We start from the raw sequence: 16,383 nt of genomic DNA on the forward strand, positions 1-16,383 counted from the left end.
TAGTATTTATTTCCCACTCTTTAAACATACTAAAAATAAAATATTTTTTTTTGAACGGAAGTGTTGCGTTTATTTAAAACTTTTCTCTACATTTGCACCACAATAAGGCGGGGTAGCTCAGATGGTTAGAGCGCAGGATTCATAACCCTGAGGTCGGCAGTTCGATTCTGCTCCCCGCTACAAGGCTCCGGAAATACTTCCGGAGCCTTTTTGTTTCACCACAGTTAGTACCATGCCCGCTACTTATTTTCTGCATATCCTCCTGATTAAGATTACCTTATAAAACTTCCCTAAAATAAGAGTTGTCTGGAGGCAATCAAATTCCCGCTGCTTTCTCCTCAAATTTCATTGTTTCAGATTACAGATCTTCCTTGGCAAGCTTTAAGAATTTAACCTAAACCGTCCGGTAAACCACCACATTTAGGTCAGGCAATTGGTTGACTAAAAAAACTAATTTTTCAGGAGGAAAATTTTCTTCTTTAAAGGACAGAATCGAAAGATGGGAGAAATAGAGCTTGAAGCATATTTTTTATGTTCAGCCAAATTGCTAAATCCACTCAACTCTAATAGTAGTAACACCTGCTATTAGATTCCTACCGGCAGGCTCAAAAGCGACGGCAATTTCTTGTTTGAAATGAATTAATTTAGTTGTAATAAGACTATTTGAAGAGTAGTCATCAGACTGATATCATCCTAATAAGTACCGGCAGACCAACAAAACACCTGCCTTGGGAGTTATGAGAAAAGGCGATAAATCTAAAGCCGGCGGCTCAAAGACTTCATTACCACCACAACAAGACCTTGAACCCAGGTTGTGATATTGTGCACCTCCCATAATAACAAACCGATACAAGTAGTTAATATTGAATTATTCTAATACAACTGGCCTTTCAGGGGTAAATCAAAGAAGCTTAGTACAAGAAGATAAACTTCAGGCTTTTTCTCACGTCCCTCCAATAGCAGTAAGACTTCTTAACTCTAAGTCACCTAATCGGTTGATGTGTAACCTCCTCAATTATTCTAATGAAAATGCCCTTCCGGAGCTGTTTTTAGATTCCAAAAGCAAAGTCTATACTGATCAACTAAAATGTAAGTTTTATACTTTACCTCACTCCTACTATACTCTTTTGCAACTTGCCACAATTAGTAATTAATGGCTTGGTAAATAGATTTAAGTTAAAACATAGCATATTAACGACTTATATTCGTACCCAGAAGCAGGTATTTTTGCAAAAAAATTAAAAATAACAAAACATTTACATTGAGTATTTCCGTTAAGTTAAATATATTGTTATCACCACTACACAAATAATTAACATGCAGGCGCTAGCTACTTTTTATGAAAAATTGAGTACCTGCGATTTGATTGTACTTACACCTGTTTCTGAAGAGCGCTGCTACTGCAGGTTCTATTCTTGTGGTGTTTACTTAGACCGGTTATTTATTACAGATAGGAACCTGCTGGCAGAATTGCAGGAGCTAAGATTGGAAGATGATGTGATAGATGCTGAAGGAGTGAAGCAACTGCTGGATAAATTTGGAACTCTTTTAAGCAGCACCCAAGAAGAGACGCTTTAAAATAAGATTTCAGCAAGTTTATTAAGAAGCTTTACTGAATAAAAAATTGGTAATCAGGAAACCACTCACCATTCCTTTTCGTACAACTGATCGGCTAAAAGTTGAAAATAATTTTAAAATATAGGAAGGCTCTCCTTTTTGGGGAGTCTTTTTTTATGGCCCTACTGTTATATGATAACTACACTATAATATTTTATTACTACTTCAGGAACTGCTTCAGTTTCCGTAAAGGCTTCAGAAAACGAGTATAGATTTTAGGCTTAAGTCCATTTACCACCCAAGCATTGTAATCTTCCTGGTTTGCTCTTATTCGGTTCTTTAGCGTCACGTTGCTTTTCCCTCCTACCCTCATTCTTACCAATACCTCCGGCAGGTAGGCAGTACTAATTTTATGTTTATATAAGAAGCGTAACATTAGCTCGTAGTCAGCTGCGCTTTTGAAGGTGGTATTGAACAAGCCATACTTTTGATAGCACGCTCTTTTCACATAAAAAGAAGGATGTGGTGGCATCCAGCCATACAGGAAATTTTTGCGATCATAGTCTCCAGATACCCAATTACGCACTGTTTTAGAGGTATCTTCTTTCTGAACATAGTGAAGGTCTCCATATACACTGTCTGTTTGATGAGTCGTAAACATTCTTGCAATGTCTGCCACTGTATCTTTACCAGCCAGCATATCGTCGGAATGCAGTAATCCTATAACCTCTCCTGTGGCTAATCCTATTCCTTTGTTAATAGCATCATACAGACCTTTATCTTTTTCCGAAACAAACGTTGATATCCTATTCCCATAGCTTTTAACTACATTTACAGTCCCATCAGTCGATAGGCCATCTATAACAATGTATTCAATATGAGGATAGGTCTGGCTCAAAACAGACTCAATTGCATCTGCTATAGTTTCCCGGTTGTTATAAACGATGGTAATAATGGAGATTTTCACTAGCTGTTTTCAGGGTAAATATGGGATGCTTAATAAAACAAGATGCGATGTAGGTGGATCTGTATAGGCAATTTAACAGGATGCTGTAGCTACACACTATATTTGAGATTGCCTTAAATGTTTATTCAATGTTCCTAGCTCTTTTAGGTACAGCTGGGTTGCCCTGATAGATAGTGTAAGGCTGCAGATTTTTAGTTGCTACAGAGCCTACGGCAAGTACACTATGGCTACCGCAGGTTACGCCTGGGCATACCGTAGCCTTGGCTCCTACCCAAGTACCTTCCACCAAGGTAATTTTACCTACCTGCAAATCAAAATTTGTTGTCTTATAATTGTGACTGCCCGTGAGTAGCATGGCTCCCTGAGAAATTGTAACATGATCTTCCAACACAACTTGCGTCAAATTATCGATCCATACATCCTCACCCAGCCACACATGATTACCTATACTCAAGTACCATGGGTATTTGATATTGACACCCGGTTTAACGACTACCCCCGTTCCCACTGTAGCTCCAAACTTGCGAAGCAGCCATACTTTAAGGCCATTAACAGGGTTAAGAGGGTTCATAAAAAACAGAACGTTAACAAAGTACCAGATAGTCCGTTTCAACACACCCGCACCAGGGCTGTACCAGTCGTTATTAAAGCTGGAAAGGTCTACTTTCTTATGTCCCTCTTTTACTTCCATTTTTATCAAAGGTCCAGCCATTGCGCCACCTAACCAAAAGAAATCAATGTTACTAGCAAATTAGCATGCTGTAATAAACACTAATAAATATCGCGATCTCAAATGCGGCAGCTTGTATAGCTCTAAAAACCGATACTCTAAATTTGCAGCTTACAATTTGAAGAGGTTTTACGACCTTCTTACTACTTAACAAAAGCCTATTCTTATTTAGGAAAGATGGTAATTTTGTTTCGGTTTTAATATAGTTGCTTATTTTCAATTACTTCGCATCAGAATAAAATGTAAAGCAATCAGATAAACTATTACTACATCGAGCTGTACAAAATGCCAATAAAGCTATCCTCCTAGTAATAGGAAAAAAAATATAATGGAGCCTCTGCTGTAATTTATAAATCATGAGCAAATTTGCAGAGGCTCCATCTTTGTAATACCAACTTTAGCTGGCAAGTATTATAAACGAGCATCCACCAGATCGCGGTCCAGGCAAGCTTTTGTGTCAAAAATAACTACGTTGTCACGTTTGAATTTTGCAAAGTCGAAACTCAGGAATTCATTGTGTGCTACTGCTACTACTATAGCATTATACACTTTATCGTCTTCTAACTCTCTTTCTATCTGTACACCATATTCATGCTCCACTTCCGCGGCATCTGCCCATGGATCGTAAATATCTACATCCATTCCAAATTGAACTAATTCATGGTAAATATCTACCACACGAGTATTACGCACATCAGGGCAATTCTCTTTAAAAGTAAAGCCCATAATTAAAGCTTTTGCACCTTTAATTTTGTGGTCCTTATTAATCATCAGCTTCACGAGCTTATTGGCAACAAATTGCCCCATGTTGTCATTCACACGGCGACCTGAAAGTATTACCTCCGGATGATAGCCTAAGGATTCAGCTTTATGCGCCAGGTAATAAGGATCAACACCAATGCAATGTCCTCCTACCAGTCCGGGCTTGTATTTCAAGAAATTCCACTTTGTTCCTGCGGCTTCAATCACATCATTGGTGTCAATTCCGATCCTATCGAATATCAGTGAAAGTTCGTTCACAAACGATATGTTTACGTCCCGCTGGGCATTCTCAATCGCCTTAGATGCCTCAGCAACTTTAATGCTAGGAGCCTTATGGGTACCTGCCAAAATAATAGAACGATACAGATCATCCACACGGGACGCAATTTCAGGCGTAGAACCACTCGTCACCTTTTTGATCTTGGTCAGAGTATTGATTTTGTCACCAGGATTAATACGCTCTGGCGAGTAGCCAGCAAAGAAATCCTTGTTGAAGGTAAGCCCGGAGAACTTCTCCAGCACTGGCACGCAATCCTCTTCCGTACAGCCAGGGTATACCGTAGATTCATAAATAACTAGGTCACCACGCTTCAGAATTTTACCGAGCATCTCCGAAGCCTTTATCAGCGGTCTTAGATCAGGAGCCTTAAACTGATCTATGGGCGTAGGTACGGTTACAATAAAGGTGTTATACTTCCGAAGTTCCTCCGTATTGGAAGAAAAACCTAATCCAATCCTATCCTTACCTTCTGCTTTCTTTAGAGCAATTACATTTTCCAGATCCTCTACATTGGCTTCCTGTGTTCGGTCCTGGCCCTCACTCAGCTCTCTTACACGCCCCTCATTTATATCAAAACCTAACACGTCATACTTTTTGGCAAGCTCTATGGCAAGCGGTAGACCAACATACCCTAATCCTATGATAGCGATCTTAGCGTTTTCTACGACTAAGTTATTACTGTTATTATTCATTATTTTAGATTAACAGAATTGTGGCTCTTTTTAAATTCAGAGAATGATTTAATGTATTTTTTTAGACTAAATTTGGCATTAATATTACAAAAAATAATGTTATTCCAAGTAAAAAACTTAAAAGATTTGCTTTTTATGTTAATGATGGTTACCATAAATCGAATAAAGCCCGATTGGCAGCTAAAGTTCCCTTATCCTCTAAAACTCCCATTGCATATTTTCTAGCGTCATCCTGCATCAGTCTGAATGTCTCCTCGGTCATATTCAACATCTTTTCTATAGCTTCTTTAAATTTGGTTGGCTGCTCCAACGGCAAGTCAAAACCCACATTAGCCCACTGAAGGTTTCTCCAAGGTGTTTTGTCACTAATAATAACTGGTAAACCTGCTGTTAAGCTTTCAAGAATTACATGGCCGAAATTTTCCCCTTTGGTGGGTAGAAAAAGAGCATGGTATTGCTGCATGATCACAGGCACTTCAGTATTTTCAATGCTTCCTTTATAAGTTACTTTTACATTGTTGGGCAACTTTGTAATCAATTCTAAACAGGTTTGCCAGTAACCAGTATCGTTTACTTGGCCATATAAATCATACCAAATCTCACCATCAAATGAGTTACCAGCTAATACCTCTAATCCATAATGTGTGTTCTTTTCAGGCGAAATACGTGCAAAACTAACAAGTCGAAGTTCATTAGCCTTTTTTGGACATCCTTCATTCTGTATCTGCTTCCTCTGCCTACTGGCAAGGTTTGAAGCAACCATTACAGCAGCACGCTTTCCTAATACCTGCTGTATATGACTGGCCTCCATATCATTGGATGCATGAAAATTAACAAATTTGTACAATCCTATATACTTGGCAATTTTAAAGAAAAGCTGCTTCTTCCCTCCTTTCACCTCCCGAGCCCCTGGCGCAAACATACCTCTACCTGCCACTATCACTCTTCTAGCTTTTAGCGACCGGCTTATGAGTAGTGGAAAAATAGAGAAGTAGCGTGAGAAGATGCCATTAATATAAACTATATCTGGCTGCACCTCCTTCATTACGTTTTTCAGAGAACGGTATGCCAATTGTTCCTCTGAAAAATAAAAAACTTGCACACCATCCTTTTGCTGCCAACGATTAGGGATAATATTAGCATAAGGTTCAGTAGAATTGTAATCAATGTTCCGAGTGATAATGTAAAAGTCATATTCGTTCTTCAGGTGGTCTACCAGGTTTGCGCAGGATCTAATAGGTCCTCCTGCTTTAAAACCAGGCAAAAACCAGTCAATAGTTAATAAGACCTTCAATTTCTTTTTCATGATAGCATACTCTCGTAAAGCTCAAGGTAACGTGCGGCAACTATTTCAGGACGATATTTCTTCACATTCGCAATGCCATTCTTCACGAGTCTTTCTCGCAATTCATTATTTTCGATAATTTCCAATATGCCACGGCGTATATCTGCAACATTTTCAGGGTCAACTAACATGGCAGCTTCAGCCCCTACTTCTGCCATGGCCCCAGTGTTACTAGTTACTACAGCTCTACCAACAGCATTCGCCTCAATTATTGGCATTCCGAATCCTTCAAATGTAGAAACAAAGGTAATAATATCTGCTTGAATATATTCCAGTAACAACGCTTCATTACTTAGTCCTGCCTTATTAACATATTCTATCTTGTGCAGCCGCAATAACTGAATCTGAGCATCAGACAGCTTACCTATAATAGTTAACTGGCAATCTAATCCAGCAATGGCTGGTATCAATTTCTCTAGATTTTTATTATACTTAGTGCCAACCTGTAACAGATGCGGCTTCTCATTTCTGAAAGGCTTAGGAGTATATTGGTAGATCTCTGAGACAGGATTTGGGATAACAATTACTTTTTCAGGATCGACTATGACCTTCTTGAGAAGCTGAGATTTTGTATGTTCAGACACAACAGTAATTTTCGCTACAGCCTTAGCAGGTAGTACTAACCAGAAATAATAAAGTAATTTGGCTGCAAGCCCCCCCTGCCGTTCCAAAGATTCGATATCATGTATCGTTAGTATGGATTTGTTCTTTGGTAGTGCCAGTGTAATAAAATTAATATCGCCTGTTACATGGTTTATCTCCCCTTTCTTTTTAGCGGCTTCTTTTAGTAACAGTAATCTATTTTTAAAACCGGAACTTTGGCAGGTCATGTATTGATTATTAATTCCAATTTTACCTTTCAGTTGTTGCTGTACTGTGTTAAATAATATTTCGATACTATATGCACCCTCGCGTGGTTTGCGGAAAAAAAAGGTGACGGTAGTTGTTTGTGCCAAAATCAGCTACAGCTTTAACTTCAGAAAAAATGGGAACGACTTGTATAAAAGCCAAGTAACAAAACAAGCTTTTACTAAATGATTAAACACTGTTGTAAAATCAGTCTCGGCCTTTACAACCTGTAAAAAAATTAACGGAAGCCAAAGTATTAATGAAGGATGGAATCTTGCAAGTTTATAAATAGTAGCAAGAATAATGTTAAAAATCATACCAAAGACAAACATGAAAATTATTCCACCTGAAGAACCAAAATTACCATATGCTTCACCCAAAGGACTTATATTCATACTGGTGCCTTCAGTTAGTGTCAATCCAGAAAACCTAGAAAAATATTCTTTGCCTCCTGCCACATACTTATCAGGATTAAGAAACCGAGGTAAAATACTTGCGGAAACCCCTGACACTATTGTTTCACCATTTGCATAAGGCTCATAAGTCGGTACATGATACATCACATTACCTACTATCCAGCCTTGATTTATTCTATAAATAAAACCATTGATACTTTTGTCCGAAAAAAGAATGCTCATATCTGAAATTCGCTCTTCGATTAAACCTTGAAAGAATTCTGTCTCTTGTCCTGGAGGTATGTTCCCAAACCAAAGCGCATTTCTATATTCTCCTTTAACTGATTGAACCAAAAACAATACAAAAAAACCTATTATAGCTGCTGATAGTTTAATGATGAAATGGACTTTCTTTGTTAAAGTAAGCAGCATAGCTACAAACACCATCCAGAGAATCAGGTCATGAAACATAGAGCTTGTTACAGCATTTATCGCTAAAAGACCAAAAACTAAAAAAAATAAGGTTGTCTTTTTATTTGACTCGGAATAGAAGAGATAAAATACTCCGATAAATTTCAGATTTTTCAATAAATAGAAAAAGAAAGCTAATCCTCCCGGCACTACTTTTACTAAATAAGAGGAAATAAATCCAATTCCGATCAAAACTAAAGCCACTTTTTCTTTATCAGCTAAATATTTTTTTACTGCAGATAATATTTCAAAACTAAACTTTTCCTTTGAAATAGGTAAATAAAGTCCAATTATCAAAGCAATTATAGCTGGAATTGCAAAGCTAAAATACTCTGCTTCTGAAACTGGTATTGAATAGTAATCCCAATTCGGCAAATAAATAAAACTTAGAACAGGGCCAAATAACAATTGAAAGGAATAAATAAATGCTATCAGCCCCCTGATGGCTATCTCTTTATTAAGTTCCTCTAATAAATTCAGAAAAGTAACAATACATAAACTCAAGGCCAAAATAGAATAACTGTTAAGGCTTAGATAGATGTTTAAAATCAGTATTAAGAAAAAAAATACTAAAAGATACTTTATATAATAAAGCGCATAATGCCCACGAATATAGTTGCTACCAATAATCATTAAAACATATTAATTAAGTTCCTGTATTATATTGTAATATACCTTTTCTGCAAAATAGGTATTATTAACTTCTGGTAACCCTTCTCTATCAATAGCTTTTTCCACATCAAACTGCAGAATATTTTCAAAATCAATTTTGATAACCTTGGGAAAGGTATTTTCTGTAATATAAGGATAAGTGCCTATCATTTTATCAGAAAACCAAACATCCAATCCACAAGCCATGTATTCAAATAGTTTATTAGAAGCACAATATTTACTATTATTAGATAAGCCTCTATAAAGAATCAAACCGACATCATAATCCTTCAATATTGCTGGAAGATCCGAATACTCTATACCACTAGAAAAAAACCGTACTTGGGGCATATTTAAGTTGCATAGATAATCAGAAGTTTCCTGATCCAGGTTAAAGCTATAAATGTCAAATGTAACATTATGCTTACATGATGCTAACCACGTGCAAAACTCCTTAATATAAGTTGCTTTAAGTGACAAGGAGCCAACATAAACTAATTTAAGCTCTTTATTATCATCTGGAAAATTACAAACCTTGTTATTCAGCAGTTCCGACCAAACAAAAGGAGGATAATTAGGTAAAACCCTGAGTTTGCTTTTTTGTAAAAATGGGTAATCAGCCAAAAAGAATTCTACCCTGTACTCATTAGTTTGTGAAATGAAATAAGCTTTCTTAAAAAGAAAATCAACTTCAATTTTATGATAAAGCTTTACAAGTTTCATTCCTCCCTCATACCATTCCTTTGAAAAATATTCATGAAAATGGATAAGTAATTTTGCTTCCTTATTAAAAAATTTTAAATATAAGTAAGCTGGAAAAGCAGAATAAGTTTCATAGTACAGAACTACATGAGGCCTAAAAATAAGGAGCCGCAGAAAAGTAGAAAAATTAAATAAAGCTTGTTTAAACAAGCTTATAATGAAGCTGTCTTTCTTCTTCGGAAAAGAAGCACGATTTATTTTGATTTTTCTAGAAATATAGGGTGCTCTATTTAGCTGATTCTTAGACGTGAATACATACACATTAGCATTTAAATTTCCCTCCAAGTACTGTAAAAAGTTTGTGGTTGGGGGATAATATTCTAATGGCTGATAATGTATTATGGCAACTTTTTTCACTTATTAATTTCTTTAACAACTTCTTGCATCAAATATCCATATTCAAACTTGTTCTGCACCTTATGGTAGCCTTTCTTAGTCAACAACTGCAACTCATCAGGATGAGAACTGTAATATTGTATTCTATTAATTAAATCGGGGATATCATTATAAAATATAACTTCATCTTTCTCAAAAAATGAACTTGTTTCTATATTTGCTTCAGTTAATAGAGCCGTACCACAAGCCGGAATTTCAAAAGTTCGTGTTGTATGTAGCTCCGGAATCCATTTTGAAACAGATCCTAATGCAAAAAGTGAAGACGAGATTAAATTTGAGTATGCATCACCAAAAACACCTGTTCCGCAATAAATCAAGTATTCGTTATTTCTATTCTTTCTTACAAAATCCTCCCATTTGATTCCAGCCAGTTTTACTATAATTTTATTATCTATTAACGCCTGTATAGCCACCCCTCTCTCTTTCTCAAAGTGACCTATAAAAGACACACCTTGCTTCTCAGAATAATGATGCCTAGGGTAATGTATATTTTTATCAAAGCCTTGTGTAGCATAAATAATTTTGCCATTGCACTTCCTTTTGTAAATATCAACTTCAAATAATTTTGTAGTTACCAAATAATCATAGTTCTTACAACAGGCATTAAAATGAGCAGATTTATGAAAGGTAAACGCAGGATCCGGTGTAAAGTGCACCAACTTAGATGTTAAATTTCTTACTATAGCAATCGTAGATTTATTAATGTATATGCCTTTATCTATCCAGATCAGATCATAATGAGTATTTTTAATTCTATCCAGGATATACTGATTTAATTTCTTTATTACGGGTCCTGTTTTAAAACGGAATGCTAAACTCTTAAAAATTCGGGAAGAGTTATTATATGGAATATTTGTGTCAATAACAATAAACTCCATGTGACTAAATATTTCTTTTAACTTTTCTCCTCTCATTTTTGAGGTAGATCCATCAGAATACTGTCCTATATAGAGAAATTTGGCCATTAGTGCGAAATTGATTTATAAAAATGGTCTCCTACACGATCCCAATTAAACGTTGTTGTGCTGAAGTGCCTGACTCTTTTCCGCATTTGGGTGTAAAATTGCCTGTCGGAACATAACTGCTTCATCTTTTGATAAGTATCTTCAACAGTAATAGGATGGTTAAGCAGTAGTCCTGTTTCGTTATCTTTTATAAGTTCAGGAATGGCAAAAGTCTGTGGCGCTATAGAAGGGCATCCATAATAACCAGCCTCACTAATCACTAAAGCATTCGTGTCTTTACTGGTAGGATGTACTAAAGCAAAGCTATTATAAAAAATGTCTTTTAACTTGGCGTATTCTTCAGGTTTAGTTTTGCTTAAAAATCCTGCATATATTACATTTTCCATAGCAAGAACTTCTTTGGGTGGTTCTTCCCCTACAATTACCAATTTGGCCTGAGGAAAATCTTTGAGAATCCTGTCAAACGCTTTAGCACAAAACTCCCCCCCTTTTGGAATAAACTCCTTTGAAATAAATAAAAAATTAAAATCTACATTTTTTTTAAAAGTTTCAGGAATCTCCATAAAGCCTCCTAAACCAGCTACGCTAAAATTACTACCATCCAAACCGTAATGCTTTTTAGTCTCGTTTAGCGCCCATTGACTCCTAAAAAAAACCTTTGTTGCATTGTTTAACCATTGCGCTTCTGTAGAAAAAATTCTATCTAAATCTCGCTTAGAAAATTTGATTTCTTTATTATATATAGATACATAGGTTGCAAAACATGCATCAGAATAGGCATAATATGGCAAATTACTCTTATACTTAATCCAGGAAGTAAAACCATGAAAGAAATTTATATCAGCATCTTGTTTGATAACAGACGTAACATGATCTGAAATCCTACTTAGCCTATTGTCAGAGAAAAAATGATAGTTTCCGGAAAGTCCGACGCTTCTAAGTATTTTAGATTTTAACTTAGAAATTGAGTCGGAGGGTAAATTAACAGGACCACAATAATTAACTTTATAAAATCTATTAAGCTGTTCAAAGGTCGCAGCATTTACAGCAGAACCACCTCCAGAGGTTTCAGCAATGGGTAAATTTGTAATAAAGTTAACTTCCATTCTTAATTAAATTTCTAAGTTTAATTGCATTAGAGAAGCCTACAAATTTTGCGAGCGTTCTAAAACCTGAGCCTCCAATTGAAGATACTCTTCTAACGTTTAACTCCTTTATATTTATATTTGCTCTTCTGATTAAATGAGGGTAATGGGGGGAGTATAAATATATAAAATTACAGAAATTAAGAGCAAGCACTTTCCTTATTTCGATAGAATCATAACTCGGGAGAATCATTTTTTTATAAGATTCAAAACTGCTTAATAACGACTCCGCTTTAGCCTCCGATTTATTTGATTTTGATATGCTATTCTCATTATCAGACCTATAATAGACATATACAGATTCGCAAAATTTTATTGCCTTTGCATGCAAAAGTACCCGTGCAAAAAATTCTCCATCTTGGTTAATTTTAAGATCTTCGTTCCATGGACCGGCTGCCTCTATTAGGAACCTTGGTACAAGCCAAACTGACGTTTGTGCCGAACCTTTCCCACCCCAGGAATCAATTAACCAATTTACTGGTATATCATAGTTTTTGTTGATCTCCTTCTCTTCCGCTTTAAATTCAGTAACAGAATTTACAAATCGTCCCCAAACACAAGTAGCTACTGTTCCAGGCAGGCTACTACTTAATATTTGAAGCTGCTTCTCAATTTTATCAGAAGAAAGTAAATCATCAGCATCTAAATACTGAATATATTCCCCTTTAGCTACAGAAAAGGCAAAATTTCTTGCAGCGCATGCCCCTTTATTTGTTTGTTTGTAAACCCGCACCCTTTCAGATTCCATTGCTTTAGCAAGGGTAAAGGATGAATCTGTTGAACCGTCATCGACAACAACTATTTCAATATTATTCCAAGTCTGGTTTAATACTGATGTTATTGTCTCTGCAATATACATTTCAGAGTTGTATACTGGGATCAATACGGATACTAATGGTAAGCTCATTTTAGGTAGTCAGCACTATAAGGATTATTCTCGAAATTAACTCTCAATGGCTTAACAGAAGAAAAATCAGAGAAAGGATCCTTAAATTTACGTGCTTTTAAATAGTTAGAAATTGTAGAAATAGGTAAGTTGAGCATTTTAATTAGCTTAAATGCATCAAAAAATTTAAACTTCTTCATCTTATTAATTACAACCTCCCATTCAACTTTACTAATATTAAAAAAAGCATCTTTCTTTTCCTGATCTGATAAGGGACATTTGGGATCTGTTAAAAAGCGTTGATACATCTGATGCTTCAAACGATAAAACCACAAATTATCTGTCAAGCTGGAAGAGGCTTGGCCAGGGGTTTGTCTCCACCAGGTAATATTATCGTTAATAATCAATGAATTGTAAACAGTGGCTATTTTAAGTCTTATATAATCATCTCCATTAGGATACTCCAAAGATAAACCACCCACTGCTTTAAGAATAGACGTTTTAAATAAAATACTTGTAAAAGCAGTACGCATAAACGACTCACCTAAAAAATGGCTTACATAAAATTGATGTGGCGTAACTACTATAGGATAATAAAAACGGGGATTTCGTCTTGACATTAAGGCCATTGCACATGAAGGAAACGCATGAAGCATTTTAACCATAAATTCTAAACCATGCGGATAAATCATATCATCCCCATCAATAAAAATAAAGTATTCTCCTTTTGCAAGATTAATCACTTTATTTCTGTTAGGGTACTCTCTTAAATTAACTTTGTTCTCATGAAGCCTTATCCTACTATCATTAAAAGTTTTAATTTTAGCTATAGTGTCATCAGTGGAGCAATCATCACTTATAATAAGTTCGAAATTAGTGTAGCTGGAACTGAGCACACTTGAAATAGCATCTTCAATATATTGACCCGAGTTGTAAGTTACCATTCCCACTGAAACCAAAGGATTCCCTTCTATACTATCAATCATATTATACTTTTGACTTTAACTGATCCTTTAAAAGGAAGGAATTACTTGAATACAAATTATAACCTTATGTAATTATGCATTAATGTTAAAAGCTGCAGAATATTTAACAGATTTAAACAACTCCAGCATTTTACTGATTCTGGTTTCAGGTCTAAAATTATTCAATACCCTTAGTCTGCCTGCTTCGCCCATCTCCCTGATCAAATCTTTGTTTTGCAATAAAATTAAGATTTTTTCAGCCATTGCCTCATAATCATACTCCTTCACAAGAAACCCAGTAACACCCTCAAGTACATTTTCTGGTATTCCGTTATGAATAGTAGAAACAACCGGGAGTTTTAAAGATGATGCCTCTGCCAGGCTTATGGCGAAACCTTCCTGATCACCCTGATAAGAAGTAACACTATGTTGAGCATAAACCCAGTGTTGTTTTAATATAGCTAAAGCATCCAACTGACCAAGTTTTCCATGTAATTTTACATTTTCCTTTAAATCAAGCTTAGCAATAGTATAAACAACATCTTTATATAACGGGCCATCGCCAATAATAGTAAGTGTAGCCGTAGGGATCGTTTGTGTGACGATTTTGAAGGCATGCAAAAGAGCAATTGGGTTCTTCTTTGGAGTTAGGCGCCCCAGGAAAACTACAGATGGCGTAGTATAAAATTTTTCTTCCCAAGATACAGGTTGAAAATTAGCGGCATCAATTCCATATTTAATTACATGTACTTTTGCTTCATCAGCACCTTGCAGTATAATTAATTTTTTAATATGATTAGATGCAGCAACTATGGCTCCTACGGAAGCAAAAAGTGACTTGATTTCATTTCTATAATATAAATTATTCAGAGCTGACGTAATGTCAAACCCATGAAAGTGAACTATATAAGGAATACGATGAACCTCAAGTAGTTCTCGTAATAAAACAGCAGTAGTGCCATAATCAATATAAGCAATATCAAAAGTATTTTTGCTAAAGAAATCTTTTAAAGTATTCTGTACATAATACTTATCAAACTTCATCCGACTTTTGTGTCCTAAAATTGAAAAGATCCGACTTGTGAGCTTACTATATTTATAGGGGAATTGTCTTCTTTCTATTATGACGTTATTGAAGCTTTCCCCTTGATCCGATGTAATTATAGTGAGTTTAACTTCTTTTGATAGCCCATTAATTAAATCAGAAATAAATGTTTCTGATTTAGATATTCCACTTGCAAAATAGGCTACATTTAGTGTCGTCAATATTTAAGTAATTAAACTAGTTAAAGGATAAAATAAAAATTGAATTCCTATAATTTGTAGGAGGCAGTGCTAAAAAAGTACTGCTTAAAATTACCCGTTAGAAGAAACTAAAGATATTGGTTGATTTTAGTATTACTAAGGTTGCTTTTCAAACTAACCTTAAACATCGTGCCCTATCTAAATTAAACTAACTCTCTGAGGATAGTTTTAAATTTTGAAGCTATTACAGCCCAAGAAAATGTTGATATATATCGTTCATAAGATGCATTAGCAAGGGCTTGTAATAAATTATCATCATAAATAACACGTCTTATTTGATCTGTGAATTCATCCGTTTCATCTGGATTAATAAGTATACCGGCACCACCCATCACTTCTGGTATTCCTCCCCTGTCTGATCCCATTACAGGTAGCCCCTTTGCCATTGCTTCAGCGATAACCATTCCAAAAGGTTCCTCCCACAACGAAGGACAAACGAAAAGTGTAGCTTTAGAATATAAAGCAGAAAGTTCTTTATGCCCCAGGAATCCTGTAAAAACTACATTACCTTGATAGGGTGAAGCGGCCTCCTTGATAGCTCTGATATAATCAGTCTCTATGTAGCTACCAAAATCATGGCTACCAACAATAAAGAGCTTTACCTTGATGTCCCTCTTTAAAAGAGGAATAACTGCATTAATAAGTTCCAAAACACCTTTTTCCTTGACTAATCTTCCGGCAAAGACAATATTGATATGTTTCTTGGACTTTGAATCGAGTAATGAAAAATTATTATTATTGGCACCATTATATACAACTTTACATTTAGGCTGTATTTGGTCACCTGCCCGATTAATTATTTTATTCTGTATAAATGTACTACAAGAAATAATTAAATTAGATTGCAAAACAACTTTATTGAAAATATGATCTGGCAGAGCAGACATATGATCATTTTGCATATGCAGAATAATTTTTGCCTGAGGAAAGAACTTCCGCACAATCATCACGTGACTAGGCCGGTTTAGTATGTGAACAACATTGATGTTATTTAACCTTGCATAAGATGTTATTATGAAAGGATACAGATTATATTTAAAATGATGCTTTAAATTGCCACCGAGTATATTGAAAAGATTTGAATTAAATTGAGGAAGCTTGATTATTTTATCATATCTATATAATGTTTCACTCTTAATTGTAAAAATATAAGTTTCATAGTCAATAAGAGAATAAACTTCGAAAGCCCATCTAGCTAAAGCACCTCCATGAACAGGCGAAAAAGGTTCAGAATCAGGTAAAACAACAGCAATCTTCATT

The 16,383-nt window shown here is 35.5% G+C and carries 14 protein-coding genes and 1 tRNA gene; 2 read left to right on the plus strand and 13 right to left on the minus strand.

Going from position 1 to position 16,383, the window contains the following annotated elements; translation table 11 throughout:
- The first annotated feature begins 106 nt into the window (after positions 1-106).
- Both ACMA1I_RS03600 and ACMA1I_RS03605 read left to right on the plus strand, forming a co-directional pair.
- Positions 107-180: transfer RNA gene (locus ACMA1I_RS03600), tRNA-Met, on the plus strand.
- Positions 181-1,317: 1,137 nt separating this feature from the next.
- Entirely contained in the window at positions 1,318-1,578 is a 261-nt protein-coding gene (locus tag ACMA1I_RS03605) for a hypothetical protein (RefSeq protein WP_337066916.1), read from the plus strand.
- Positions 1,579-1,777: 199 nt separating this feature from the next.
- Here ACMA1I_RS03605 and ACMA1I_RS03610 read toward each other — a convergent pair whose 3' ends face one another.
- From ACMA1I_RS03610 to ACMA1I_RS03670, 13 genes are all read right to left on the minus strand, one after another.
- Positions 1,778-2,524: a glycosyltransferase family 2 protein gene (locus tag ACMA1I_RS03610; protein ID WP_337066918.1), complete on the minus strand. Its 747-nt coding sequence runs from the start codon at positions 2,522-2,524 to the stop codon at positions 1,778-1,780.
- 121 nt (positions 2,525-2,645) lie between these two features.
- A complete protein-coding gene (locus tag ACMA1I_RS03615; protein WP_337066919.1) occupies positions 2,646-3,215 on the minus strand; it encodes a WcaF family extracellular polysaccharide biosynthesis acetyltransferase in 570 nt (189 codons plus the stop codon).
- Positions 3,216-3,665: 450 nt separating this feature from the next.
- Positions 3,666-4,988 (minus strand): nucleotide sugar dehydrogenase, encoded by a 1,323-nt coding sequence (locus ACMA1I_RS03620; RefSeq protein ID WP_337066920.1) that lies wholly within the window; start codon positions 4,986-4,988, stop codon positions 3,666-3,668.
- Positions 4,989-5,136: 148 nt separating this feature from the next.
- Positions 5,137-6,294 carry a glycosyltransferase gene (locus tag ACMA1I_RS03625; RefSeq protein ID WP_337066921.1) on the minus strand — a complete coding sequence of 386 codons (1,158 nt, stop codon included), beginning with the start codon at positions 6,292-6,294 and terminating at the stop codon, positions 5,137-5,139.
- A complete protein-coding gene (locus tag ACMA1I_RS03630) occupies positions 6,291-7,289 on the minus strand; it encodes a glycosyltransferase (protein WP_337066923.1) in 999 nt (332 codons plus the stop codon). The genes ACMA1I_RS03625 and ACMA1I_RS03630 overlap by 4 nt, the downstream gene beginning before the upstream one ends.
- A gap of 6 nt (positions 7,290-7,295) precedes the next feature.
- Positions 7,296-8,681 carry a hypothetical protein gene (locus tag ACMA1I_RS03635; RefSeq protein WP_337066924.1) on the minus strand — a complete coding sequence of 462 codons (1,386 nt, stop codon included), beginning with the start codon at positions 8,679-8,681 and terminating at the stop codon, positions 7,296-7,298.
- A gap of 9 nt (positions 8,682-8,690) precedes the next feature.
- On the minus strand, positions 8,691-9,818 hold the full coding sequence (locus ACMA1I_RS03640) for a hypothetical protein (RefSeq protein ID WP_337066925.1): 1,128 nt from the start codon (positions 9,816-9,818) through the stop codon (positions 8,691-8,693).
- Complete coding sequence (locus ACMA1I_RS03645; protein ID WP_337066926.1) at positions 9,815-10,822, minus strand: glycosyltransferase; 1,008 nt, start codon at positions 10,820-10,822, stop codon at positions 9,815-9,817. Before ACMA1I_RS03645 ends, ACMA1I_RS03640 begins: the two co-directional genes overlap by 4 nt.
- On the minus strand, positions 10,822-11,928 hold the full coding sequence (locus ACMA1I_RS03650) for a glycosyltransferase (protein ID WP_337066927.1): 1,107 nt from the start codon (positions 11,926-11,928) through the stop codon (positions 10,822-10,824). The genes ACMA1I_RS03645 and ACMA1I_RS03650 overlap by 1 nt, the downstream gene beginning before the upstream one ends.
- Entirely contained in the window at positions 11,918-12,874 is a 957-nt protein-coding gene (locus ACMA1I_RS03655; RefSeq protein WP_337066928.1) for a glycosyltransferase family 2 protein, read from the minus strand. Before ACMA1I_RS03655 ends, ACMA1I_RS03650 begins: the two co-directional genes overlap by 11 nt.
- On the minus strand, positions 12,871-13,839 hold the full coding sequence (locus tag ACMA1I_RS03660; protein WP_337066929.1) for a glycosyltransferase family 2 protein: 969 nt from the start codon (positions 13,837-13,839) through the stop codon (positions 12,871-12,873). The genes ACMA1I_RS03655 and ACMA1I_RS03660 overlap by 4 nt, the downstream gene beginning before the upstream one ends.
- A gap of 72 nt (positions 13,840-13,911) precedes the next feature.
- The gene (locus ACMA1I_RS03665) at positions 13,912-15,084 is read right to left on the minus strand and encodes a glycosyltransferase family 4 protein (RefSeq protein ID WP_337066930.1); all 1,173 of its coding nucleotides are present in this window, start codon (positions 15,082-15,084) and stop codon (positions 13,912-13,914) included.
- A 182-nt stretch (positions 15,085-15,266) separates the two neighbouring features.
- A complete protein-coding gene (locus tag ACMA1I_RS03670; protein ID WP_337066931.1) occupies positions 15,267-16,382 on the minus strand; it encodes a glycosyltransferase family 4 protein in 1,116 nt (371 codons plus the stop codon).
- Position 16,383 lies beyond the last annotated feature (1 nt).

This window comes from Pontibacter sp. 13R65 (genome assembly GCF_047525655.1).
Lineage (GTDB): Bacteria > Bacteroidota > Bacteroidia > Cytophagales > Hymenobacteraceae > Pontibacter.